This is a genomic window from Verrucomicrobiia bacterium (assembly GCA_035765895.1).
Taxonomy (GTDB): Bacteria; Verrucomicrobiota; Verrucomicrobiia; order Limisphaerales; family DSYF01; genus DSYF01.
Genome location: DASTWL010000069.1, coordinates 32,067 through 56,463 on the forward strand (window position 1 = coordinate 32,067; position 24,397 = coordinate 56,463).

At 61.7% G+C, this 24,397-nt stretch carries 12 protein-coding genes; all 12 read left to right on the plus strand.

Going from position 1 to position 24,397, the window contains the following annotated elements; translation table 11 throughout:
- Positions 1–188: 188 nt before the first annotated feature.
- The gene (locus VFV96_13930) at positions 189–3,515 is read left to right on the plus strand and encodes a polysaccharide lyase family protein (protein HEU5071497.1); all 3,327 of its coding nucleotides are present in this window, start codon (positions 189–191) and stop codon (positions 3,513–3,515) included.
- Between the two features lie 20 nt (positions 3,516–3,535).
- Positions 3,536–4,738, plus strand: a complete 1,203-nt coding sequence (locus VFV96_13935; GenBank protein HEU5071498.1) for a HupE/UreJ family protein — start codon at positions 3,536–3,538, stop codon at positions 4,736–4,738.
- A gap of 90 nt (positions 4,739–4,828) precedes the next feature.
- The gene (locus tag VFV96_13940; protein HEU5071499.1) at positions 4,829–7,294 is read left to right on the plus strand and encodes a glycoside hydrolase family 2 TIM barrel-domain containing protein; all 2,466 of its coding nucleotides are present in this window, start codon (positions 4,829–4,831) and stop codon (positions 7,292–7,294) included.
- Positions 7,295–7,438: 144 nt separating this feature from the next.
- Positions 7,439–10,093 (plus strand): hypothetical protein, encoded by a 2,655-nt coding sequence (locus VFV96_13945; protein HEU5071500.1) that lies wholly within the window; start codon positions 7,439–7,441, stop codon positions 10,091–10,093.
- A gap of 44 nt (positions 10,094–10,137) precedes the next feature.
- Positions 10,138–12,483, plus strand: a complete 2,346-nt coding sequence (locus VFV96_13950) for a hypothetical protein (GenBank protein HEU5071501.1) — start codon at positions 10,138–10,140, stop codon at positions 12,481–12,483.
- Between the two features lie 249 nt (positions 12,484–12,732).
- The gene (locus VFV96_13955) at positions 12,733–13,914 is read left to right on the plus strand and encodes a glycine C-acetyltransferase (protein HEU5071502.1); all 1,182 of its coding nucleotides are present in this window, start codon (positions 12,733–12,735) and stop codon (positions 13,912–13,914) included.
- Positions 13,911–16,166, plus strand: a complete 2,256-nt coding sequence (locus VFV96_13960) for a carbohydrate-binding protein (GenBank protein HEU5071503.1) — start codon at positions 13,911–13,913, stop codon at positions 16,164–16,166. Before VFV96_13955 ends, VFV96_13960 begins: the two co-directional genes overlap by 4 nt.
- Before the next feature lie 14 nt (positions 16,167–16,180).
- Positions 16,181–18,010: a hypothetical protein gene (locus VFV96_13965; GenBank protein ID HEU5071504.1), complete on the plus strand. Its 1,830-nt coding sequence runs from the start codon at positions 16,181–16,183 to the stop codon at positions 18,008–18,010.
- Between the two features lie 10 nt (positions 18,011–18,020).
- Entirely contained in the window at positions 18,021–20,384 is a 2,364-nt protein-coding gene (locus tag VFV96_13970; protein HEU5071505.1) for a glycoside hydrolase N-terminal domain-containing protein, read from the plus strand.
- A 297-nt stretch (positions 20,385–20,681) separates the two neighbouring features.
- Positions 20,682–22,265 carry a sulfatase gene (locus tag VFV96_13975; GenBank protein HEU5071506.1) on the plus strand — a complete coding sequence of 528 codons (1,584 nt, stop codon included), beginning with the start codon at positions 20,682–20,684 and terminating at the stop codon, positions 22,263–22,265.
- 28 nt (positions 22,266–22,293) lie between these two features.
- Complete coding sequence (locus VFV96_13980) at positions 22,294–23,853, plus strand: arylsulfatase (protein HEU5071507.1); 1,560 nt, start codon at positions 22,294–22,296, stop codon at positions 23,851–23,853.
- A gap of 115 nt (positions 23,854–23,968) precedes the next feature.
- Positions 23,969–24,397 (plus strand): sulfatase-like hydrolase/transferase (locus tag VFV96_13985; GenBank protein ID HEU5071508.1); only part of this gene is annotated, 429 nt, incomplete at its 3' end.

The following is a 24,397-nucleotide window of genomic DNA, read 5'->3' on the forward strand; positions in this document are numbered from 1 at the left end:
GTGCCTGTCTATCGTTGTGTTCGGCGCGAGGGCGCACCGAACGGCAGCCGGGGCGGCTGCACTCCCCATGCCTTCAACAGCGTAGTTCTGCTTCTGATGTGACCGACACGCGCGCTGAAACGATTGGTGCATTGACAACGCAGCCAATACTTGTCTAAATGTTTAGACAAAGCAACCCAAATCCTTTCATGCGCCCAATTGCATTCCTGTTCCGCCGGCTCCCCACGTTCGCACTGTTGGCGGCCGTTTCTGCCTGCGCCGCCGACAGCCAGCTGCTCTGGCAAATCGGGAGGCCGGACCGCGCCAACGCTGAATTTGCGCTCGCGCCCCGCGGCTATGCGCAGTTCAAAGACGACGCGGTGTTTGTGGTGGGGCAAACGGATCCCCAACAGGGCTGGCCATACGTGCAGCCCGGGCCGGTGGATGCCTGGGCAGGCAGCCAGCTGCATACGTTCACCGTGGTGTTTGGAATCGTTCAACCGGTGGCCGGTGGCATGTGCCGGCTCGTGTTCGACCTGCTCGACACCCAGCACCAGGCCCCGCCCCGCTTGCGCATCGCCATCAACAGCCAGGCGTTTGACCGGCAGCTGACGGCGGGCGCGGGCGATGCGTCCGTGGAGGGAGATCCGGCGCAGGGTCGTCCGCAGCATTTCGAAGTGGAGTTTCCCGCGGACCTGCTTCAGGCCGGAAACAACATCGTTACGATCACCACCGCGGAGGGTAGCTGGATGCTTTACGATTGCGTGGCGTTGGCAGCGCCAGCTGGCCTCGCAACGAAGCCCGTGGACCGGGCGGTGATGGTGCGTTCGGTTGAGGCGCAGGCTGCGTTGCTGGAGCGGGACGGAAAATTATTCCAGCCGCTTGAAGTGACGTTGCTGTCCATCGGTGAGACGCGTGCTGCTGCCGTGAATCTCGACGACGCGGAAGTGGGCCGGGTGACTTTGAAGGGGGGCGTGCAACAGCTCGAAGTGCTTGCTCGCGAAGTTGCCAAAGAAAGCAAAGCCACGCTCTCGCTCGTCATCGACGGCAAAATTCAGGCGAGCCAGACGGTGACGCGCCAGCCGGTCCGCAAGTGGGAGGTTTACATCCTGATGCATTCACACACGGACATCGGCTACACCGATCTCCAGCCGAACATTGAGCAGAAGCAGGCGCACAACGTGCTGCGCGCCCTGGAACTGATTCGGCAGACAAAAGATTATCCCGTGGGCGCCCGTTTCAAATGGAACCTGGAGGTGATGTGGACGGCGGATCAGTTTTACCGCATCGCGACGCCCGGGCAGAAGCGGGAATTTGAACAGGCCGTGCGTGACGGTTACATCGGCGTGGACGCGATGTATGGCAACCTGCTGACCGGTTTGTGCCGTTCCGAGGAAATGATGCGACAAATCAGCCTCGCCACCGACCTGGGCCGTCATTGCGGCGCCACCGTGGATTCGATGATGATCAGCGACGTGCCGGGTCTGACGTGGGGTATCGTCCCGGCTTTGGCGTCGCACGGGGTGAAATACATTTCCGACGGACCCAACGCCTCGCGCACGATGGCTGGCGACCGCATTGGTTATGTGCGCGTGCAATGGGAGAACCATCCGTTTTACTGGCTTTCGCCTTCGGGCACCGAACGGGCGCTTTATTGGGGCTCGCAAGGCGGCTATTCCTTCGGACACCATTTTTCTTCGCTGAAGGAGGGTCTGCCGTTTTTGTTGAACCGGCTGGAGGAACAGCAATATCCGTATGACATCGTGCAGTTGCGTTGGACCAAAGGCGACAATGGTCCGCCCGACGAAGGCGTGATGCCGTTCGTGCGCGACTGGAATGCAAAATACGCCTGGCCCAAGCTGGTCATCGCCACGACGAGCGAGGCGTTCCACGCTTTTGAAAAGCGCTACGGTGCCGAGTTGCCCACGTTCCGCGGCGACCTGACGCCGTATTGGGAAGATGGGGCGGGCTCATCCGCGCGCGAGACGGCGCTCAATCGCCATTCGGCCGACCGCCTGGTGCAGGCGGAAACGATTTGGGCGCTGCGCCAGCCGGGCCAATTTCCGAATGATGAATTCGCCGGCGCGTGGAAAAACGCCGCGCTCTACAGTGAACACACGTGGGGGGCCTACAACAGCATCAGCCAGCCGGACCTGCCGTTCGTGAAGAAGCAGTGGGCCTACAAGCAAGGCTACGCGCTCAAGGCCGATCAGCTTTCCCATGAACTGCTCAACCGGGCACTGGACGCGACCGAATCCGCTGCCTCAAAATCCGTGGACGTTTACAACACGGCGTCGTGGGCGCGAACCGACCTGGTGACGTTGCCGAAGGAAACAACGGGCGATGCAGTGACGGATGCATCCGGCCGGCCCGTGCCGTCCCAGCGGCTTTCCACCGGCGAACTGGTTTTTCTCGCCCGGAATGTTCCGCCGCTCGGCGCCGAGCGTTTTACCATTTCGTCCGGCGCGCCCACGGCCGGTGGGAAAGCCACGGTCGACGGCATGACCCTTTCCACACCCCTGCTTACCGTGAAGTTGGATGAGCACACCGGCGACATCGTCAGTCTGCGTGCGCACGGCATCGACGCCGAACTCGCTGATGGTTCGCTCAACAATTACCTCTACCTGCCGGGGCACGACCTGCAAGGCGTTCAACCGAGCGGCCCGGCGCGCGTCACCGTCAAGGAATCCGGTCCGCTCGTCGTCTCGTTGGTGGCCGCATCCGACGCGCCCGGCTGCAACCATCTGGCGCGCGAGGTTCGGCTGGTGGACGGCCTCGACCGGGTGGAGATCAGCGATCTGATTGACAAAAAGGCCGTGCGCTCCGTCGAGGGCGTGCATCTCGGGTTCAGCTTCAACATCCCGAATCCGGCGGTGCACATCAACAGCCCGGGCGCGATTGGCGAACCGGAGAAGGATCAGCTTCCGGGCGCGTGCAAAAACTGGTTCAGCGTCGAACGCTGGGTGGACATTTCGGGTTCGAACTATGGCGTGACGTGGTCCACGGACGACGCGCCGCTCATGGAACTGGGCGGGCTGACGGCCAACCTGCCGCGCAGCCAGCCCGACCCCAATGCGTATCTCAAACACATCGAGCCGTCGGCGAAGATTTATTCGTGGGTCATGAACAATCATTGGCATACGAACTATCGGGCCGACCAGGAAGGGCCGACCTGGTTTCGCTATGCAATACAGGTGCATGGCGCCTACGATCCCGTCGCGGCCACGCGCTTTGGCGTGAACAGCACCGAACCGTTGCTTGTCGCGCCGGCGGCGGGGGACGCCCCGGTTGGGTCGATGCTGAACATCGAGCCGGCCAGCATTGTGACCACGGCGTTCAAACCCAGCGACGACCGCAAGGCGCTCATCGTGCGGCTCTATAATCCCACCGGCACCACGCAGCACGCGCGCTTGAAATGGAACCGTCCGGTCCGCCACGTCTGGCTCTCCAGCGCCTGCGAAGAACAGGGTGGGGAAGCGCCGGCCACCATTGCGGTGCCAAAGCTCGGCATGGTCACACTGCGCGTGGACGAATGACGGACCGGCTGGCAATCCTATTGTCGGCCGTTCGCCGTCGCGCGTGGTGGTCGCGGGTGGCCCGCTGGCGCGTGGTCCGTCCGGGTTGGATCGGACTCGCGCTGTTGCTGGCCGCGTTCCCCGCGTCGGCGCACCTGCCCACCATGGCCTCGGCGCAGATGACGATTGTCTCAAATGGCACGTTCACGCTGGATTTGACCTTCGACGTGCCGCCGTTTGTCCTCGGCGTCACACCGCAAGCGGCCACCGACACTGAGATGAACGTGTGGCTCGACGGCCCCACCAACGCCATCGGCTTGAGCCTGGACGCAGCGCAGGCGCAATTTCAGCGCGAATTCTCGGTCACGACCGACCAGGGGACAGGGCAGCTGGATACGATCATTTTTCCCAGCGTCGCCGATTTGGAGCGTTACAAGGAGTCCCTGACCATCGTCCGATTGCCGGTGATGTTGATGCTTTCGGCCGAGGGGCATCTGCCGCCGTCGGCTCACCAGGTGTCGCTTTGTTTTCCCGAGATCATGGGTGTGGTCGCCGTCACGGTGGATCGTCCGGGACAGGAGCCGGCGACGCTGGTGGCCAATGCGGGCGAGGTCACCCGGCCGATTCCGTTGCAACTGGAAGGCGGTGCCGCAAATTCAAGCGTTGCAGAACCGGGTCGCTGGCTGGTCGCGCGCCAATACCTCGTGCTGGGGTTCACGCACATTTTGCCGGAAGGCACGGACCACATCCTGTTTGTGCTGGGCTTGTTTCTACTAAGCTGCCGCATCAAGCCGTTGCTGGCGCAGGTGACCGCGTTCACGGTGGCGCATTCCATTACACTGGGGCTCGCGATGTATGGCATGATCCGGCTGCCGTCGTCAGTGGTGGAACCGCTCATCGCCGCTTCCATCGCATTTGTGGCCGTGGAAAACATCTGCACGCCGGAACTGAAACCCTGGCGCCCCGTGGTGGTGTTTGGCTTTGGGCTCATCCACGGTCTTGGTTTTTCCAGCGTCCTGCTGTCGCTTGGCCTGCCGCGCCAGGATTTTGCCACGGCGTTGATTTCCTTCAACGGCGGCGTGGAACTTGGCCAGTTGACGGTGATCACGGCGGCGTTTCTGGTGGTCGGCTGGTGGCGCGGGCGGAAATGGTATCGCCGTGCGGTTGTCATTCCGGCGTCAGCCTTGATCGCAGGCACGGGCATGGTGTGGACCGTGCAGCGAATCCTGCTGGCCATTCGGTGAAAGGGTTTTCACCCGTATGTGGTATGTTTCGCCCGCTCCCTGAGACGTATTATTCGCCCGCAAACCCATGGTTTTAACCCGGACAAATTCATGAATTGGGCAGCCGCCCGCCGTTTGGTCCTTGCCGTTGCGATGGGCGCGATGTCGCAGCTGCTTGGTCTTAACGCGAAAGCGACCGCCGCACTTTGGAACCAGGGCTGGGTTTTTCACCTGGGAGATACGGCTCAGAACGCGCCGGACGATGGCTGGGACAAAGTGGTGCTGCCGCACACGCCGCGCATTGAACAGCCGATGGAGGCCGGCCATCACTTCCAGGGGGTGTGCTGGTATCATAAACATTTTCGCACGGAGCCCGGCTGGCGCGGCAAAAAAATCCAGCTTCGCTTTGACGGGGCGATGCAGATGGCCGAGGTCTGGCTCAATGGCCAATCGCTGGCCGTCCATGAGGGCGGCTATTTGCCCTTCACCGTGAACCTCACTCCGGAGCTGAACTGGAAAGGGGACAACGTCATCACGGTCCGTCTTGTTAATCGAGATCAGCCAGACGTGCCGCCCGGCAAACCGCTCAAAAATCTCGACTTCACGTATCAAGGCGGCCTTTACCGTGACGTGCATCTGATCGTGACCGACCCGTTGCATATCACCGACGTCTTCGAGGCAAATCGCATTGCCGGCGGCGGGCTGTTTGTTCGCACGGAATCCGCCGATGCCACGAATGCCGCCTTTTTGCTGCAAGCCGATGTGCAAAACGATTTGCCGGCGGCCGCGGCGGCGCAAGTCCTGTTCACCATTCTGGACGCGCAAAATCGAATGGTGGCAACGGCCGGCACGGCGGCGGAAACCATTTCCGCAGGGGACCACCTTGCCTTCACAGCGAAGGTCGTAGTCGCTCGACCACAGCTCTGGCATCCTGATCATCCGTTCCTTTACACACTCAAGGCTGAACTGCGTCGCGGACGGAAGATGCTTCAGGCGGAGAAAACACGTTTTGGCCTTCGCACCCTCGCTTATGACGACCAGCGGGGCTTTGTCATCAATGGTGAATCGCTGACGATCCGCGGCGCCAACCGGCATCAGGATTTTCCGTGGCTCGGGAACGCCGTTCCGGACAACGCGCAGTATCGCGATTTGAAACGTCTCAAGGACGCGGGCTTCAATTTCCTGCGTTTGGCGCATTACCCCCAGTCCCAGGCGGTGATGGACGCGTGCGACGAGTTGGGGTTGATGGTTTCGGTCTGCACGCCCGGCTGGCAATGGTTCAAGGCGGACGAAACGTTCACCGATCTCGCCAAACAAAACATCCGCGACATGGTGCGCTGGCATCGGAATCATCCCAGTGCCATCATGTGGGAGGTCAGCCTGAACGAAACCTACGGCCACGACCAATTCTACGCCGAATGCGCGCGCATCGCCCGCGAAGAATATCCCGGCGGCCAGCTGTTCACCGCCGGCGACAGCTATGCGAGCAAGGACGTGAGCCACTACGATGTGCCGTATGCCGGCTGGGGCGGATTTTATGAGCGCGGTGCCGCGCCCGGTTTTGAAGCCCGGAAACGCTCCTTCGCCCGTGAATACGGCGACTACGAATTCGGCGGCGAACACAGCACCACCCGCGTGGCCGTCGGCGCGGGCGAAACGGCGTTGCTGCTCCAGGCGTGGAATTTCATCTGGTCCCACAACCGCAACGCCGCCATGCCGTGGCTGATCGGCGACTGCCTCTGGGTGGGGGTGGATCACTTTCGCGGATGCAGCGAGCAGAATCCCATCAGCCGTTGCGGCGTTCTGGATTACCTGCGCCGGCCAAAATTCTCGTATTCTTTTTTCCAGAGCCAGCGCGACGTGAACCAACCGGCCATCTTCATCGCCAACTATTGGACGCCGCGGTCATCACCGACGAAGGTGGTGGTTTTTTCCAACTGCGAGGAAGTCGAGTTGCGGGTGAACGGCAAAACCGTTGCGCGACGGAAGCCCGATGCCGGCCCCGACTCCGATTACGGCGTGTGGCATCCCGAGGCCGACCCGGTTTACATGGCCAGCGGCAAAAACGTCCGTGACGACGAAGCCGCCACGGCGAATTCGCTGAAGCAACAAAAGGGCGAAGAATATCGGGCGATGTTTGACGGCGGCAATGCCCGGCACATGGCGCATCCGCCGTTCACCTTCGCGCCGGTGCCTTACGAAGCGGGTGAACTCAAGGCCGTCGGCTACGTGAGGGGGAAGCAGGTTTGCGAATTTGTCCGCCGCACACCGGGTGTGCCCGTGGCACTAAAGCTGGAAGTGGAAACCTGCGGGCGCGATCTCACCGCCGATGGCACGGACGCGGTATTCGTCCGCGCCCGGATCGTGGACAAGGATGGCCAGACCGTGCCGACAGCCGAGTCGTTGGTGACCTTTTCCGTGGATGGCGCGGGCCGAATGGTCAGTCCCGCCGAAGTCAAAGCCGAAGCCGGCGTGGCCACGCTGCTGTTGCAGGCAGCGGGCAGGGCTGGGAAAGCAAAAATCTCCGCCCGCGCCGGGGGATTGACCGATGCGCTCCTTGTGGTGCGTTCAAAGTGAAACCCGGATGGCGCTGGTATAACCTGATGGTGGCATTTCTGGCTGCTGCGGCAGCAATATCCTGTGGCTAGTCCCTGTTCACAGTCTGCCATGGCGCGGTGGCGTCAATAAATCCGAAGCAGATTCGGTTCTGAAAACAAAAACATGAAAACCTGTTCAACCAACCGTTTTGTGGCCGCCACGTTGCTGGCGGTGCTGCTCGCATTGCCGGCGCGCGCCGAGAATCAGGTCAAGGAAATCGTCGTCGTCTTCAAGACGCATTACGACATCGGCTACACCGACCTTGTCACGAACATCCTCACCCGCTACCGCACGACGTTCGCTGACCGGGCGCTGGCGGTGATCGAGCAGTCGCGGTCGCTGCCGCCGTCGCAACAATTCACCTGGACGGTGCCAGGCTGGCCGTTGAAGGAAATGCTCTGGCCGGGCCAGACGCCGGAGCGGCGCGAAAAATTATTGCAGGCAGTGAAAGAGGGCCGGCTGGCCGTCATCGCCATGCCGTTCAGTATCGAGACAGAAACGCTCGATCTGGAAGACTTGGTGGAAGGCATGACCTATTCCGCAAACCTCACGCATGAACTCGGCCAGCCGCTGCCGCGGGCGGCGAAAATGACCGACGTGCCGGAGCACACCTGGGTTCTGCCGACGTTGCTCAAGCACGCCGGCGTGAATTTTTTGCAGGTTGGCTGCAACGGCGGCAGCAAGCCCATGCAGGTGCCGCCGCTGTTTTGGTGGGAAGGCCCGGACGGCTCGCGCCTGCTCACGGCTTACTCGCCGGAATACGGCACGCCGTTGCTGCCGCCCGAGGACTGGCCCTATCCCGTGTGGCTGGCCGTGATCATGACGGGCGATAACCATGGCCCGCCAACGGCAGCGGAAGTGAACAAGCTGATTGTGCAAGCCGCCAAGGAAATGCCCGACGTCAAAGTCAAATTCGGCAGGCTGGAGGATTTTTACAATGCGTTCATGGCGGAAAACACCAGGGACATCCCCGTCGTGCGCGGCGACATGCCGGACACGTGGATTCACGGCTTTGAATCCATGCCGGTTGAAACCAAGACCGGCTGCAATGTCCGTCCGCTTGAAGGCGCGGTGGCAATGCTCGATACGGAACTGCGGGCCGCCGGATTGGAAACCGCTCCACTCGCACAACCGCTGGCGCGCGCCTACGAAAACAGCCTCCTCTACAGCGAACACACGTTCGGTTATTACGGCAGCCAGCCCGGCGGTTTCTGGTATGGCGACGAATGGAAACAAAAGCTCGCCGAAGGCAAATACGCGCGGTTCCTGCAATCGTTCAATGACAAGCGCGCCTACCTCCACACCACCGAAAGCATCATCACCAACGCGCTGGACGAGCGGATGCAACGGCTCGCACAAAGCGTGGACGCCGACGGCCCGCGCATCGTCGTGTTCAACCCGCTGCCGTGGGCGCGCGGCGGCGAGGTGCAGGTGAACGTGCCGGACGACGGTTGTTCCAGCGTGCGCGATCTGGCCAGTGGAAAAATCCTGGACGCCGTGGTGACGGCCGGCAGGACCTTGCGCTTCTTTGCCGGCGATGTTCCGGCGGGAGGCTACAAGACGTTCCAGCCGGTGGCGGGCCGTTCGCCGGCTTCCGTTGCATCCGGCGGCCAGGGCGTGATTGAGAATGCATTCCTCCGCCTCAAAGTGGACGCGGCGCGCGGCGGCATTGTTTCGCTTGTCGATTTGAAAACCGGCCGCGAACTCGTTTCGCCGAAAGACGAAAACGCCCTGGGCGCTTACCTGCACGAACGCTTCGCCAAGACGAACGTGGATGCGTTTACGAAAGCTTACACGCGCGGCTGGGCTTCACATCCCGGCAGCGATTTCGACAAGCCGATTCCGCCGGCGCTGCAACAGCCTTACGCCGCGATCAAGCTGACGAACTGGACGGTGGCAACGCAGACCACGCCGTTGGCGAAAACGATTGTCCTTCATTCCGCCGCCGCCGCGCCGCTCGCAGAATCCGTCACCCTCAAATACACGCTGTCCGCCCGCCAGCCGTATCTCGACATGGAATGGACGATTGACGACAAGACGGCCGATCCGCTGCCCGAGGGCGGCTGGCTCTGCTTCCCGTTCAACTTGGAGCATCCAAAATTCGAACTTGCGCGCCTTGGCTCGCTGATTGATCCGGCCACGGACATCATTGACGGCGGCAACCGCCATCTGCTCTGCCTCAACTCCGGCATGACCGTCGCCGGCCCGGACGGTTTCGGCGTGGGACTTTGCCCGCTTGACTCGCCGCTGGTGAGCCTGGACGAGCCGGGTTTGTGGAAATTTTCGCTGCACTACGCGCCCAAACGGGCCCGGGTGTTCATCAACCTTTACAACAATCAATGGGACACGAATTTCCCGCTCTGGCAGGACGGCTCGTGGAATTCGCGCGTGCGCCTCTGGGTTGTGCACGGCGGCGACGCGGCGAAAAACATCATCACCCCGTCCTGGGAGGCGCGTGAGCCGCTGGTTGCGACTTATGTTGACGGCGGCCGTGGAAAACTTCCGGTTTCCAAAACTGGGTTGCAGCTCTCGCGTCGCGGCGTGTTGGTGACCTTATTTGGTCCCGATCCCTACAGCGACAAGACGCTGCTGCGCGTTTGGGAACAGGCCGGAAACTCCGGGGCACTGACAGCAAAGCTGCCCGCTGATTTCAAGGCAACCAAGGCGGTGCCCGTAAATCTGCGCGGCGAACCGGCGGGTGACGCAGTGAAAATCCGCAACGGCAGCTTCGAGTTCAAGCCGGGCGCCTTCGCCCCGGCGAGCTTCCGGCTGGAATGAATGTGAACAATCGCCAGCCCCGGGAGGCAAAGCAAAAGAAGAACATGATTAAGGCGATTGCTGCCAGCTTTGGCTTGTTTGCCTTTGTCCCGTCGCTGCGGGTGGCGGCGGTTGAGCCGCCAGCCCGGACGGACGCTTCCACCGCCGGCAAGTGGCTGCCGGCCAAACCACCGGTGCATGACCAGATGCGACCGCTCGTGTGCCGGTATGATGGGGCAAGGCTCGTCGCCGGTCGGGAATTCACCAACGGCGTTTTGCGGGCCGGCTCCAATCGTTGGACGTGCCTTGTGCAAGAGCGCCCGGTGGCTGGCGAGCCGGATGCGCGCGACTTGACGGCGACGTTCACACTGGCTGAAGGAGCGGCAAAGTCGGCGGGCGTCGCCGTGGCGTTCGATTTCGCGAGCTGGAGCACGAACCACTACGTGCTCATTCCCGCTTCCGTTTACAACGGCAACCGCCTGCGCACCGTGGCGCGCGGTTACAACGCGGGCCTCGACCGGGGCGATTATTACCGCAAAGATTTGCCGCTCACGCAAACATCCGTCCCGCGCCTGGCCGTCGAAGCCGGCGCGCCGTCGAAGTTGGAAGTGGCCGCGTGCAACACCGCGACCCCGGCGGTCTGCATTTTTGACCCGGTGAAAAAACGCGGATTCATTTTGCTTGCCGAGCAGGCGGGCCGCCATGCGTCCGGTGATTTCATTCGCAAAGCCAGCGGCGAAATCATGGACAACGCCTTTGCCGTCGAGGAAAACGCCGGACGTTCGCACGCGACCGTGGTTGTAAGTGCACCGGGCGTGCGCGAGCGGAAGCCCGAATTCATCGGCTTCAGCGCCAGCCCGGATCGCGGCCTGGATTTGCGGGCCGGCGACGAAATTGTTTTGCACTTGCGCGTTTATTCATTCGCCACGCCGGACATTCCAGGATTGCTGGAAGAATTCATGTCGGTGCGCAAGGCTGTTACAGGTCCGAACCATCCGCGTGATTTGGTTCCTGCCAGCCAGGTCGAGAAGTGGATGACGGACCGCATCGACAGCCGGTTTTATGACAGCGCCGCCAAGTTCTATTGTCCCGAAAACGCCCCATGGATCGCGTTTGGCTGGATTGGCGGCTGGATTGACACGTTTCCAATGCTGGCGCTCGGTGACGCGATGCACTTGGAGCGGGTCAGCGGGACGTTTGATTACGGCCTCAAGGCGCAGGAGGCGTCGGGTTATTTCCATTATGCAATCGATGCGAAGGGCAACGTCACTTTTCGCGATCCCGCGCCGGACATGAACCTCGCGCGCACGAGTGGCGACACGCTGTTCTGGATGATCAAGCAATTCCAGCTGCTCAAGGCGCAGGGCCGGGGCGGCGCCATCAAGCCAGAATGGGAAGCGGCGATGAAGAAACTCGCCGATGCGATGGTTGCCACCTGGAAGAAAGACGGCCAGTGGGGCAAGCTCATCAACGTCAACACCGGCGAAGTCGGCGAATACAACACCACGGGTGGCGCCATGATCATCGGCGGGCTCGCGCTGGCGTCGGACTATTTCAAAAATCCTGAATACCTAAGGATCGCCTGCGAAGCGGCCCGCTATTATTACCGGCGCGATTTTGTGGGGCAGGGTTTTACCACCGGTGCGTGCGCCGACATTTTACAGAACGCCGAATCCGAAACCGCCGCCGGTTTCATGACTGCGCTGATGGCACTTTACGAAACGACGGGCGACCCGGCATGGCTGGAGAAATCGCGCAATCTCGCCAACCTGGTCGCGACATGGACTGTGTCCTACGATTACGAGCTGCCGAAGTCCACCGAACTCGGCGGGCTCGACGCAAAGCTCGCGGGCGTGGTCTGGGCCAGCACGCAAAACAAACACGGCGCGCCGGGCATCTGCACCAGTTCAGGCGATCCGCTGTTCAAGATTTATCGCGCCACGGGTGACATCCGTTACGCGGAGCTGATGCGTGACATTGTCCACGCGCACGGCGAGAGCATCCGGCCCGGTGGGTATACCAATGAACGGCTCACCTACTGCGATGCGGACAGCCGCGGTGCGCGCGGCAATTCCGTCACCGGCTGGAACGAGTGCAACGGAGCGCTGATGGCGTTGGAATTGCCGGGAATCTATTTGCAGACCGACACGGACAGATTCTTCGTCTTTGATTCCGTCGAGGCGAAAGTTGTGAAGCGCGATGCGACGGGCGTGACGTTCACCGTGACAAACCCGACACAATATCCAGCGCAAATTTCGGTGTTTGGGGAATCTTCGACGCGGGCCCGTCGGCCGTTGGGCTGCACCGCCTTTTTGCGCTGGCCGCGCATTGCGTTGCCAGCCGGTCAGCGCGGCCTGTGGCATGTGGATGAGCAAGGCAGCTTGGCACCGGTGCTGTTGAACCTGAAATGACGCGGGGGTGGTTGCCTGACCATCACGTTTGGGCTCCTTGCGGTGGAGGAGTGACGGAAAACCTGGCAGGGTCGTGCCATCGTCATCCGCGCACCGGCCCTGGTCGCAGCCCGGGAATCTTCTGGACGGTGGAGCGGAGGTTGCTGGCGGTGCGTTGGCGCTGCTTTCACCCTTTTGTGGTATTCCGGGCAGCGGCGCTGCCCGATAACGTGATTGCCACGACCTGAACTGGCGCCCTACGTTTTGTGTATGTTCACCAACAAGTCCCATTTAGAAACCCAGCTTGCGGACATTCGCAAGGCCGGCACCTACAAGAACGAACGGGTCATCATCACGCCGCAGGGCGCGACCATCCGGGTGGCCGACGGTCAGCCGGTGCTGAATTTGTGCGCCAACAATTACCTCGGCCTCGCGCAGCATCCCGCCGTTGCCGCCGCCGCGAAGGCGGCGATTGATGAATGGGGCTACGGTTGCGCCAGCGTGCGGTTCATCTGCGGCACCCAGGGTGTGCACAAGGAACTGGAGCAGAAACTGAGCGGGTTTCTCGGCACCGAGGACACGATTCTCTATTCCTCGTGCTTCGATGCGAACGGCGGCTTGTTCGAGACGCTGCTCGGCGAGCCGGATGCGATTATTTCCGACGAACTGAATCACGCCAGTATCATCGACGGCATCCGCCTCTGCAAGGCGCAGCGACACCGCTATAAAAACAACGACATGGCCGACCTCGAAATGAAATTAAAGGCGGCGGCCGGCTGCCGTTTCAAAATGATCGCCACCGACGGCGTGTTTTCGATGGATGGCTACATCGCGAATTTGAAATCCATCTGCGACCTCGCCGATCGTTATGGCGCGCTGGTGATGGTGGATGATTCGCACGCGGTTGGCTTTGTCGGCAAAACCGGCCGGGGCACGCATGAATACAACGGCGTGATGGGGCGCGTGGACGTCATCACCGGCACCCTCGGCAAGGCGCTGGGTGGTGCCAGCGGTGGTTACACCAGCGGGCGCCGCGAAATCATTGAACTGCTGCGCCAGCGGTCGCGGCCGTATCTGTTCTCCAACACGCTGGCTCCGGGCATCGCGGGCGCGTCGCTGAAGGTGCTGGAATTATTGAGCGGCTCAACCGAATTGCGCGACAAACTCGAGGCGAACACGAAGTTTTTCCGCGAGGGCATGGGCAGGCTCGGCTTCAACCTCCTGCCCGGCACGCATCCGATTTGTCCGGTGATGCTCGGCGACGCCGCGCTAGCCGGCAAATTCGCCGACGCGATGTTGCAGAAGGGCGTCTATGTAATCGGCTTCAGTTATCCGGTGGTGCCTCAAGGCAAGGCGCGCATTCGCACCCAGATTTCCGCCGCCCATTCGCGGGCGGATTTGGAGCTGGCGATCAATGCGTTTGCCGAGGTGAAACACGAATTGAAACTGTGAGCTCGTTTCCTGTTGCCGGGATGTTGCTGGTCGTTGGGTTTCACGCGGTGAACGTTGGCAACGCGGCCGAATTTCACGTCGCCGTCAACGGGAACGATGCGAACGCCGGCGCCCAAAACACGCCGTTCCGCACCATCCAGCATGCGGCGGACCTGGCGCAACCGGGCGATGTCATCACGGTGCATGAGGGGGTTTACCGCGAGCGGGTCACTCCTCCACGTGGTGGCACGTCGGACAAACAGCGTATCGTTTACCGGGCCGCGCCGGGCGAGCAGGTCGTCATTACCGGTTCAGAGCCGGTCAAGGGCTGGGAGCGCGTCACGAATGACACGTGGCGGGTGACGATTCCCAATGCCTTCTTCGGCAAGTTCAATCCCTACGCCGACCTCATCCATGGCGATTGGTATGGCAGCAGCCGGCCGAATCACACGGGCGCGGTTTATCTGAATGGCGACTGGCTGACGGAGGCGGCACGCCTGGATGAAGTATTGGCCCCGGCTGGCGGCAAGCCACTATGGTTTGCAACGGTGGACGGTGCAGACCGCGGCGACTATCTGCTTAACATGGCTTCGTTCGCCATCGGCAAACACCGCATCGCAGCCGACGCCTTTGCCGCCCGGAGCGGCGAGCTTCACGCGGCGCCGTGCACGGAGGGTGGCAATTGCATCGGCTGGATTCGGAGCGGCAGCTGGCTTCGATTTGACGCGGTCGATTTCTCGGGCGCAGACCGGATGGAATTCCGCGCGGCCTCAGTCACGGACGGCGGCGACATTGAAGTTCACCTGGATGCGCCGGACGGCGAATGGATCGGCACTGCGTCCATTGCCGGCACGGGCGACTGGCAGAAATGGAATTCCTTCCTGACACGCATCAAGCCTGTCCGCGGGGTGAAAACGGTTTTTCTCGTCTTCAAGGCGCACCAATCCGGGGGCACGAATACCACCATCTGGGCCCAATTCCCAGGTGTGAATCCGAACGGACAATCCGTGGAAATCAACGTCCGCCGGACGGTATTCACGCCGGAGAAGACCGGCATCAACTATCTCACCGTGCGCGGTTTCGACCTGCGCAACGCCGCCACGCCGTGGGCGCCGCCTACGGCCGCGCAGATTGGCCTCATTTCCGCGTATTGGTGCAAAGGTTGGATCATTGAGAGCAATCGTATCAGCCATTCCACCTGTAGCGGCGTGGCTCTCGGCAAATACGGTGATGAATGGGACAACCGCGCCGAGTCCGCCGAAGGCTATGTCGGCACGCTCACACGCGCGCTGACGAATGGCTGGAACAGGGCGACCATCGGCAGTCACATCGTCCGGAACAACGAGATTTCCCACTGTGAGCAAACCGGCATCGTCGGCAGTCTCGGCTGCTCGTTCAGCGCCATCACCGGCAACGACATTCATGACATCCATGTCCGGGGATTGTTTGGCGGCGCGGAGATGGCCGGCATCAAGTTTCATGGCGCCATTGATGTCATCATCAGCCACAACCACATTTACCGCTGTGGGTCCGTTGCCGGCATCTGGCTCGACTGGATGGCGCAAGGCGCTCAAGTGACGGGAAACCTCCTGCACGATAACAGCTCGCAGGACATTTTCTTCGAGATGCAGCACGGGCCGGTTCTGGTGGCCAACAATCTGTTCCTGTCGAAGCCCCGCTCGTTTGAATTGAATTCACAGGGCATCGCTTTCGCGCACAACCTGATTCTGGGGCCTATCAAAAGCTATCGTGGTGATACGCGCAGCACGCCGTTTCATCCCGCGCACAAGACGGATGTGGCCGGACTTTATCCTGCCGCCGGGGGCGACAGTGGCGATCACCGCCTTTACAACAATCTTTTCCTCGCGCCCAGCAGCCTTCAGGCACTGGACAACACGGCGTTGCCCTGCGTGGCCGCCGGCAACGTGTTCACCACGGGAACGCAGCCCTCAAAATTCGACACCAGCCCATTGCTCAAGCCTGATTTTGACCCGGGCGTCCGGTTGACGCAAAAGCCGGACGGCTGGTATCTCACGCTGCGCGAAGACAGGGCCTGGCGGGATGAAGTAAAACGCCAGTTGGTGACCACGGGCCTGCTCGGCAAGACCAGGGTTTCCCATTGCACTTACGAAAACCGCGACGGCACGCCGCTGAAGATTGACGCTGATTATCTTGGTCAGAAGCGTGACGAGCACAACCCGTTTCCCGGTCCCTTTGAAAATATTGGAAATGGCCCGCAGGAAATCAAAGTCTGGCCGGTTGCTTCCGAGTGAACCGCACTGCCGACATGAAAATTAATCTGGCAACGCTGCTTCTGGGAATTTTTCTGGCCGGGACGGTCCGACCATTGGCCGTGCGCGCGGCGGACTATGACGGGGCGGCCTGGGGCTTGGTTCCAGGCCGCACGCAGGACTGCACCGCTGCGTTTCAGACAGCGGTGGATGAACTGAGCCGCCAGCCCGGTTCGACGCTCAAGCTCGCGCCCGGCGTTTATCATTTTCATGCGGCGCATGCCCGTCAGCGGATCGATTACCAGTCGAACACCACCGTCGTATCACCGCGCCGCTATGCGATTCTCGTGGAGAATGCCAATCGCCTGACGATTGACGGCCAGGGGGCGACGCTGCTGTTGCACGGCGAAATGACCGCGCTCGGCATTGATGCCTCCGAGAGGGTGACGCTCAAGAACATCAATATCGATTGGGACCGGCTGCTGACGTCGCAGGCCAAAGTCGTGGAGCAGCGACCGGACTGGCAGGTCATCGAACTGGACACGAATCGGTTTCCCTGCACCGTGGCCGATGGAAACCTGCAAATGATCGTTGAGGGAAACCAATCAACTGTTTGGGCGACGATGGAATGTGACGCGGGCACCGGCAGGAATCTGGGAGACGGCGGCGGCATCCGGCGCGCGGAGGCCATCGCGCCGGGCCGATTCAAGATCTGGGGCGCGCGGCGCGTGGAAAAAGTCGGGAACCTGCTGGTCCTGCGGCATCATTTGCGCAGCCACGCGGGAATTTTCGTTCATAATTCCCGAAGCGTTTCACTCGAAAACGTCGAGCTGTGGGCGTCCTGTGGGCTGGGGATGCTCTTTCAGCACAGCCGCGATGTGGTGCTGCGGAAAACTTCCGTCCGCCCACGCCCCGGCTCCGGGCTGGTGGTGGGGCCGAAGGACGACGGTTTCCATTTCTCCGGCTGTGCCGGCAAGATTTTCATCGATGGCTGCCGCATCGAGGGCACCCCCGATGACCCCATCAACATCCACGGCACGTGCCTGCCCGTGGACGGCCAGATGGCGGGCAACACGATTGCCGCGCATTTTGGCCATGGCCAATCCATCGGCCAGGCCTGCTGGGGGAAACCGGGGGACATGGTCTCGGTGTTGGATCGCGAAACGCTGTTGCCGGTGGAGCGAAACGTGGTCAGAGCATTCCGTTTAATCGACCCGCGCAAGGTGGAGATTATTTTTGAAAAACCCTTCGCCCGTGCCGTCACTTCCCGGCAGGCGCTCGAGAATCTCTCGGACACGCCCAGCGTGACCATCCGCCACTGCTGGTTTGGCAACAACCGCGCCCGCGGCATTCTCTGCTCAACGCCGCGCCAGGTCGTCATCGAGGACAACACCTTCGCGATTCAAGGGGCGGCGATTCTTATTCCCGGCGATGCCAATGGCTGGTTCGAATCTGGCGCCGTCACTGATGTAACGATCCGCCGCAATGTGTTCGAAAACTGCCTCATCGCGCCAACCCAGTTTTCCGACGGTGTGATTGCGATCTGGCCGGAAATCCAGCGGGATGTGCCCGGCAGATTTTTCCATCGCAACATCCGGGTGGAGGACAACACGTTTCAGGTCTTCGATCGTCCGATCCTTTACGCGCGCAATGTGGATGGTCTGACTTTCCGTGGGAACCGGATTGTCCGCACTGATTTCCGGCCGCCATGGCACCCGAACCACGATGCGATTTATCTCCGGCACTGCCGCGCCGTTCGCGTGGGCAAGAACCGGACTGAAGGCGAACTCTTGAGTTACGACGTCGCGCATCCGGACACACCGGCCGCCGAAGTCAAGATCGAGGCGGGTTCGATCTTCCACTTAAGTCCGGAAACTGCGAACTGATCTTTGCCTAATGTTCACGCACACCAAAATCGTCCGTTCGTTGGCAGGGCTTGGCTCCGCCGTATTGCTCGGGTTCAACGCGGGCGCCGGTTCGCCGTTGCCACCGGACGCCGCGCTGAATCTCAAACTCACCGCCCCGATCAAGACGTGGGACGAGGCGGTGCCGTTGGGCAACGGCGCCATGGGCGTTTTGCTTTGGGGCGAGGGGAATGTGCTGCGGCTTTCGTTGGATCGCGGCGATTTGTGGGACGAGCGCCCATCCAAGGCGTTCCTGCGCGTGCGGGATCGATTTAACTGGGCCACGATGCAGCAGCTCGTCGCCAGCAACCGCATGGGCGAATTCAATGACGTTTTCGATGCCAACTACGATTACAATGGTCCGCCGACCAAGCTTCCGGCCGGGCGGGTTGAAATCACGCTGGATTCATCGCAATCCATCGAGGCCTTCGAGCTGAATCTGGCAACGGCCGAGGGCGTGGTGCAGGGAAAGACGGGGGAATTGGCGCGGGCCTTTGTCAACGCGGCCGATGTGGCGCATCCCGTTGCGGTGTTGCTCCTGCAGGGGCCGCCGTTGCAGGACGTGCGCCTGAAAACCCCGGCTTCGGTGAAGCAACTCGGCTACGCTGAGCCGCGAGCCGGCGAGGCGGAAGGCATGCGCTGGTTTGAACAACCGGGGGCCGAAGGGTTTTCCTACGCCCTTTGCGTCGCATGGAAGCGGGCGGGCGATTCCACGCTGATGGCCGTGACGGTCGCAACCAGCACAGAGGGCAAACATCCCCAGGCGGTGGCGGAAACTCGGGTCAAGACCGCGCTCAAAGCCGGTTACCAGAAACTTCTGTCCAAACATGCCCGCTGGTGGGACGAGTTCTGGGAACATTCCAGCGTCCAGGTGCCCGAGATGGACATGCTGCGACAGTATTATCTCGTTCGCTACTTCTACGGCGCGGCTTCACGACGGGGCGCGCCGCCGATGCCGTTGCAGGGCGTGTGGACGGCCGATGCCGGTTCGCTGCCGCCGTGGAAGGGGGATTACCACAATGATCTCAACACGCAGATGACGTATCTGGCCTATCGCACCTCTGGCGACTTCGATGAGGGGCTCTGCTTTCTGGACTATCTCTGGGACCGGCTGCCGGTGTTCCGCAAGTTCGCGGGAGACTTTTACAACGCGCCCGGCGCGGCGGTGCCCGGCGTGATGAGCCTCGCAGGTCAACCCCTGGGCGGGTGGGGGCAATACAGCCTGTCGCCGACGATGGGCGCATGGAACGCGCATTTATTCTATTTGCACTGGCGCGCGACGGATGATGAGCGTTTCCTCCGCCGCCGGGCGTATCCATTTTGCCGCGCGATCGGCACGTGCCTTCGCGCGTTGCTCAAGCCGGATGCCAGTGGCGTGCTGGTGCTTCCGTTGTCCAGTTCGCCGGAGTTTTTTGACAATTCCCGCCGCGCCTTCCTCAAACCGGACAGCAACTACGACCTTGCCTGCATGAAAATGCTCTTCCTCTCGCTGGCGGAAATGGCCGATGCCGTCGGCAACAAGGAAGAATCCGCCGGGTGGGTGGCAACGGCAAAGCAGCTGGGCGATTTCCACATGAAACCGGACGGAACACTGTTGCTCGACGCAACCACGCCGCTGCCGGGCAGCCATCGGCATCTGTCGAATCTTATGGGGATACACCCGTTCAATCTCATCACGGTGGACGGCGGTGAGCGCGACCGGCAGGTCATTGCCGCGAGCCTGAAGGATTGGGACCGCCAGGGCACCGGCGCGTGGTGCGGTTATTCTTTTTCCTGGATGAGTTGTCTCCGCGCCCGCGTGGGCGACGCCGAGGCCGCGTTGCGCAATCTCGATGTTTACGCTCATGCGTTCACGCTGCGGAACGGCTTCCACGCGAACGGCGACCAGACCCAGTCCGGCTTCAGTGGTTTTACCTACCGCCCCTTCACGCTGGAGGGGAACTTCCTGGCGATGGAAGCCGTCCATGAAATGTTGCTGCAAAGCTGGAGTCCGACGCCCGGCCGGCGGGACACGGAAGTCGTCCGCCTCTTCCCGGCGACGCCGTGGCGCTGGCACGAGGCGTCATTTGAAAACCTTCGCGCCGGGGGCGGATGGGTGGTTTCCGCGCGCCGGGAAAATAATGCCACTTCTTGGTTCAAAATCACGGCCCGCCACGGCGGGGTGCTGCGCCTTCGGGACAACTTTGCCGGACGGACGCCACGGTGGAGCCGCTCCGGCGTGATCAAGGTTGGTGATAATTTCGAAATTAGGATGAAGGCAGGCGAAAGCCTGGAGGCGGAATTGCCCAAGCCGCCGGCTACTCCGCTGGCGCCGGAAAATGCCGCCGTGCCAGTGATCATTCGCCGGCAGCGATGATCCCAATTGCCGTTGAGTGCATTGCCGGCTCCCCATTATGGGGGATTTCCCGGCCTGACAATGTTGAATAGGCTTCAGGGACGCAAGCCGACGGCCCTTGGCGATGGCCATTTGAAGCAGCATGCAAAACAACATCCCAGCAGGAGCTCCAATTGTCTTCCGTCGAAGGTTGCACGATGCGAGTCCGGTGGCGCCCGTATCGCTTCCGGCGGGTTGCGAAAAGACCGATGCGTTGTTCCGGAACCGCGAGGCAACTGATTCCCGGTCGCATTGGCATTTAAAAACCTCCATGACATCATGGCGATCATAAAAAGACCCATCATCCCGGTTGCGTTTCTCCTTTTCACAATGGCGCTGGCCGCGGCGCAGAAACCGAACATCCTGTTCATCATGGCCGACGACCACGCGTGGCAGGCCGTCAGCGCCTACCATGAGTCGCGCCATTTGATCCAGACACCAAACATCGACCGGCTGGCGCACGAGGGCATGCGTTTCGACCGTTGCTTGGTGAACAATTCGCTCTGCGGGCCGAGCCGCGCGTCCATCATCACGGGCACCTACAGCCATTTGAACGGCTTTTACAACAACGCCAACTGCCGGTTTGACGGGTCGCAGGTCACGTTCCCCAAGCTGCTTCAGCAGGCGGGTTATCAGACCGCGATGGTTGGCAAATGGCACCTGGGATCCAATCCGACCGGCTTCGATCACTGGGAGATTCTGCTGGGGCAGGGCGTTTACTACAATCCGCCGATGCTGCGCGATGGGGAGCGCGTGAAACATCAGGGTTACGTGACCGACGTCATCACCGACCTTTCGCTGGACTGGCTCAAGCAGCGCGATCCGAACAAGCCGTTCATGCTGCTCTGCTGGCAGAAGGCGCCGCATCGCAACTGGCAGCCCGCGCTGCGCGATCTGGATTTTGACCACGACCGCAAGTATCCGCTGCCCGACAGCCTGTTCGATGATTACGCCGGGCGCGGCCTCGCCGAGCGCAATCAGAACATGACCATAGCGCAGACCATGCAGTTGAACTACGACAACAAGCTCACGCCACCGCCGGGTCTGACGCCGGAACAAAAGCGGACTTGGGACGCCTACTACACGCCGCGCAATGAGGCGTTCCGGAAGCAGAACCTGTCCGGGCGCGCGCTGGTGGAGTGGAAATACAACCGCTACCTGCACGATTACCTCGGGTGCATCAAGGGCGTGGATGACAATGTGGGCCGGCTGTTGCGCTACCTGGACGACACGGGCCTGGCCACGAACACCATCGTGATTTACTCCTCCGATCAGGGCTTCTTCGTCGGCGAACACGGCTGGTTCGATAAACGCTGGATTTTTCAGGAATCCGCCCGCACCCCGCTGCTCATCCGCTGGCCGCAGGTCATCCAGGCGGGCAGCGTGAATTCAAATCTCGTGGCCAACATTGATTTCGCCGAGACGCTGCTCGACGCGGCGGGTTTGCCGGTGCCGGCCCGGACGCAGGGCCGCAGCCTTTTGCCGCTGTTGCACGGCACGACGCCGGCGGACTGGCGCACGGCGTTCTACTATCATTATTACGAGTATCCCGACGAGCACCACGTCCGCCCGCATTACGGCCTCATCACCGACCGTTACACGCTGGTGCGCTTCTACAAACCGGACGTGGAAATCCCCGACGCCGGGCCCTGGTCCGTGGCCTCCATTCCGAATGATTACTGGGAGCTGTTCGACCGGGAGAAGGATCCGCAGGAGATGAAAAGCGTTTTCGGCGATCCCGCCTACACCGACGTGCAGGCGAAGCTGATGCAGGAAGTGAGCCGCCAGCGCGCCGTCTTGAAGGAACCGGCGCAGGACGAATTGAAGGCCTACGGCTTTCAGCCCAGGAAGCCGGCGCAATGAGCCGCGAACATCAACCCGCACCTTGCTTATGAATGGATTCTCCAGCTGCGCCCTTTTGCTGGCGGGGCTGCTGGCCGGACCCGTTGGGGCTGCCACGCCCAAACCGAACATCGTGTTGATCTACGCGGATGATCTTGGGTTCGGCGATTTGTCATGCTACGGCGCTCATCGGGTGGCCACGCCCAACGTGGACCGGCTGGCGCGCGAAGGGTTGCGCTTCGTCAACGGCTACGCCACCTCGGCCACCTGCACGCCTTCGCGGTTTTCCCTGTTGACGGGAGAATACGCCTTCCGCCAGTCCGGCACTGGCGTGTTGCCGGGCAATGCGCCGCTCATCATCCACGCCGGCACCTTGACGCTGCCGGGCATTTTGCAGCGCGCGGGCTACACCACTGCGGCAATTGGCAAATGGCATCTGGGTCTGGGCGCGACGAATGCGGCGCTCGACTGGAACGGCGACATCCAGCCAGGGCCGTTGGAGGTCGGCTTTGATCATTGTTTCCTCATTCCGGCCACACCGGATCGCGTGCCGTGCGTTTATGTCCAGGACCATCGCGTCCGCAATCTCGATCCGGCCGACCCCATTCGCGTCAGCTACGGAAAACCCATTCCCGGCGAAGTCACCTATAAAACCGTTGATCCTGGCACGCTGAAAATGACTTCGGACGCCGGCCACAACAATGCCGTGATCAACGGCATTGGACGCATCGGTTACATGACGGGCGGTCGGGCGGCGTTGTGGCAGGATGACAAGATCGAAGACGAACTGGCGCAGCAGGCCGTGCAGTTCATTGAAAAGCAGAAGGACCATCCGTTCTTTCTCTACTACGCCTCACACGACATTCATGTGCCGCGCGTGCCAAACAAACGTTTTGCCGGTAAAACCGGCATGGGGCCGCGCGGCGACGAAATTGCCGAGTTCGACTGGGCCGTGGGCCAGATTCTTCAGACGCTCGACCGGCTCAAGCTCACCGACAACACGCTGGTGATTTTGAGCAGCGACAACGGTCCGGTGCTCGATGACGGCTACAATGACGACGCGAACGAGAAGCTGGGCGATCACCGGCCGGCGGGGCCGTTGCGCGCCGGCAAATACAGCATCTTCGAAGGCGGAACCCGGGTGCCGTTGATTGTGAAGTGGCCGGGCCAGGTCAAACCCGGCGTGTCCGAGGCGCTGGTCAGCCAGGTGGATTTTGCGGCATCCCTGGCGGCATTGACGGAGCAGGGGCTGGCGCCAGCCGACGTGCCCGACAGTGAAAACGTGCTGCCCGCATTGCTGGGGCAATCCGCCACCGGCCGCGTCAGTCTGGTGCAATACGATCAGCGCCGCGAACGGGCCTTGCGGGCCGGCCATTGGAAATTCATTCCGCCGGGCGCCGCGAGCGACGGCCTGGGGCCCTGGCAAAACGTTAAAATTCCGGCACCGGGCCTGTTGTTTGATCTCGCGAAAGACCCGGGCGAAACCAACAACCTGGCCGGCGCCTTTCCCGACAAGGTGGTCGCCATGGCGGCTGAGCTGGCGGCCATCACGGCGAAGCCGCCGGCCCGACCGGCCACGCCGAATCAACCGGTTGCGAGCAAAGAATGAACGGCGTGCGCGGGCGAGATTCCGTCGGCTCTGTTTTGAAATGAATCGTTCTCGAACCAACTCCCGTTCTGGGGCCGCGCTCTCTTGGGCGCGCGTGTGGTGCTTGGTTGGAGCCATGGTGGGTGGCGCCGGGCCGGTCCACGCCGCGCCGCCGGCGCATCCCAACATCATTTTCATCCTGGCCGATGATCTCGGTTGGGGTGATTTGGGGGTGTTCTACCAGAATGACCGCCGTGCGGCCGCCGTGCGCAGCCGGCCTTGGATGGTGACTCCCCATCTGGACAAGCTGGCGGCGGCGGGGGCGCAACTCCGGGATCACTATTGTGCCGCGCCGGTTTGCGCGCCCTCGCGGGCGTCGCTGCTGCTGGGCGTCAGCCAGGGCCATGCGAATGTGCGCGACAACCAGTTTGACAAGGCGCTGGAAAACAACCACACGCTGGCCACGGTGCTCAAGCAGGCGGGTTACACCACTGTGGCGGTGGGCAAATGGGGATTGCAGGGCGATGACCCCGCGGCTGACAATCCCGCGGCGTGGCCGGCCTTC

Coding starts and splice junctions, on each gene's coding strand:
- VFV96_13930 (HEU5071497.1), top strand. CDS start 189: ATGCGCCCAATTGCATTCCTGTTCCGCCGGCTCCCCACGTTCGCACTG.
- VFV96_13940 (HEU5071499.1), top strand. CDS start 4,829: ATGAATTGGGCAGCCGCCCGCCGTTTGGTCCTTGCCGTTGCGATGGGC.
- VFV96_13945 (HEU5071500.1), top strand. CDS start 7,439: ATGAAAACCTGTTCAACCAACCGTTTTGTGGCCGCCACGTTGCTGGCG.
- VFV96_13950 (HEU5071501.1), top strand. CDS start 10,138: ATGATTAAGGCGATTGCTGCCAGCTTTGGCTTGTTTGCCTTTGTCCCG.
- VFV96_13955 (HEU5071502.1), top strand. CDS start 12,733: ATGTTCACCAACAAGTCCCATTTAGAAACCCAGCTTGCGGACATTCGC.
- VFV96_13965 (HEU5071504.1), top strand. CDS start 16,181: ATGAAAATTAATCTGGCAACGCTGCTTCTGGGAATTTTTCTGGCCGGG.
- VFV96_13970 (HEU5071505.1), top strand. CDS start 18,021: ATGTTCACGCACACCAAAATCGTCCGTTCGTTGGCAGGGCTTGGCTCC.
- VFV96_13975 (HEU5071506.1), top strand. CDS start 20,682: ATGGCGATCATAAAAAGACCCATCATCCCGGTTGCGTTTCTCCTTTTC.
- VFV96_13980 (HEU5071507.1), top strand. CDS start 22,294: ATGAATGGATTCTCCAGCTGCGCCCTTTTGCTGGCGGGGCTGCTGGCC.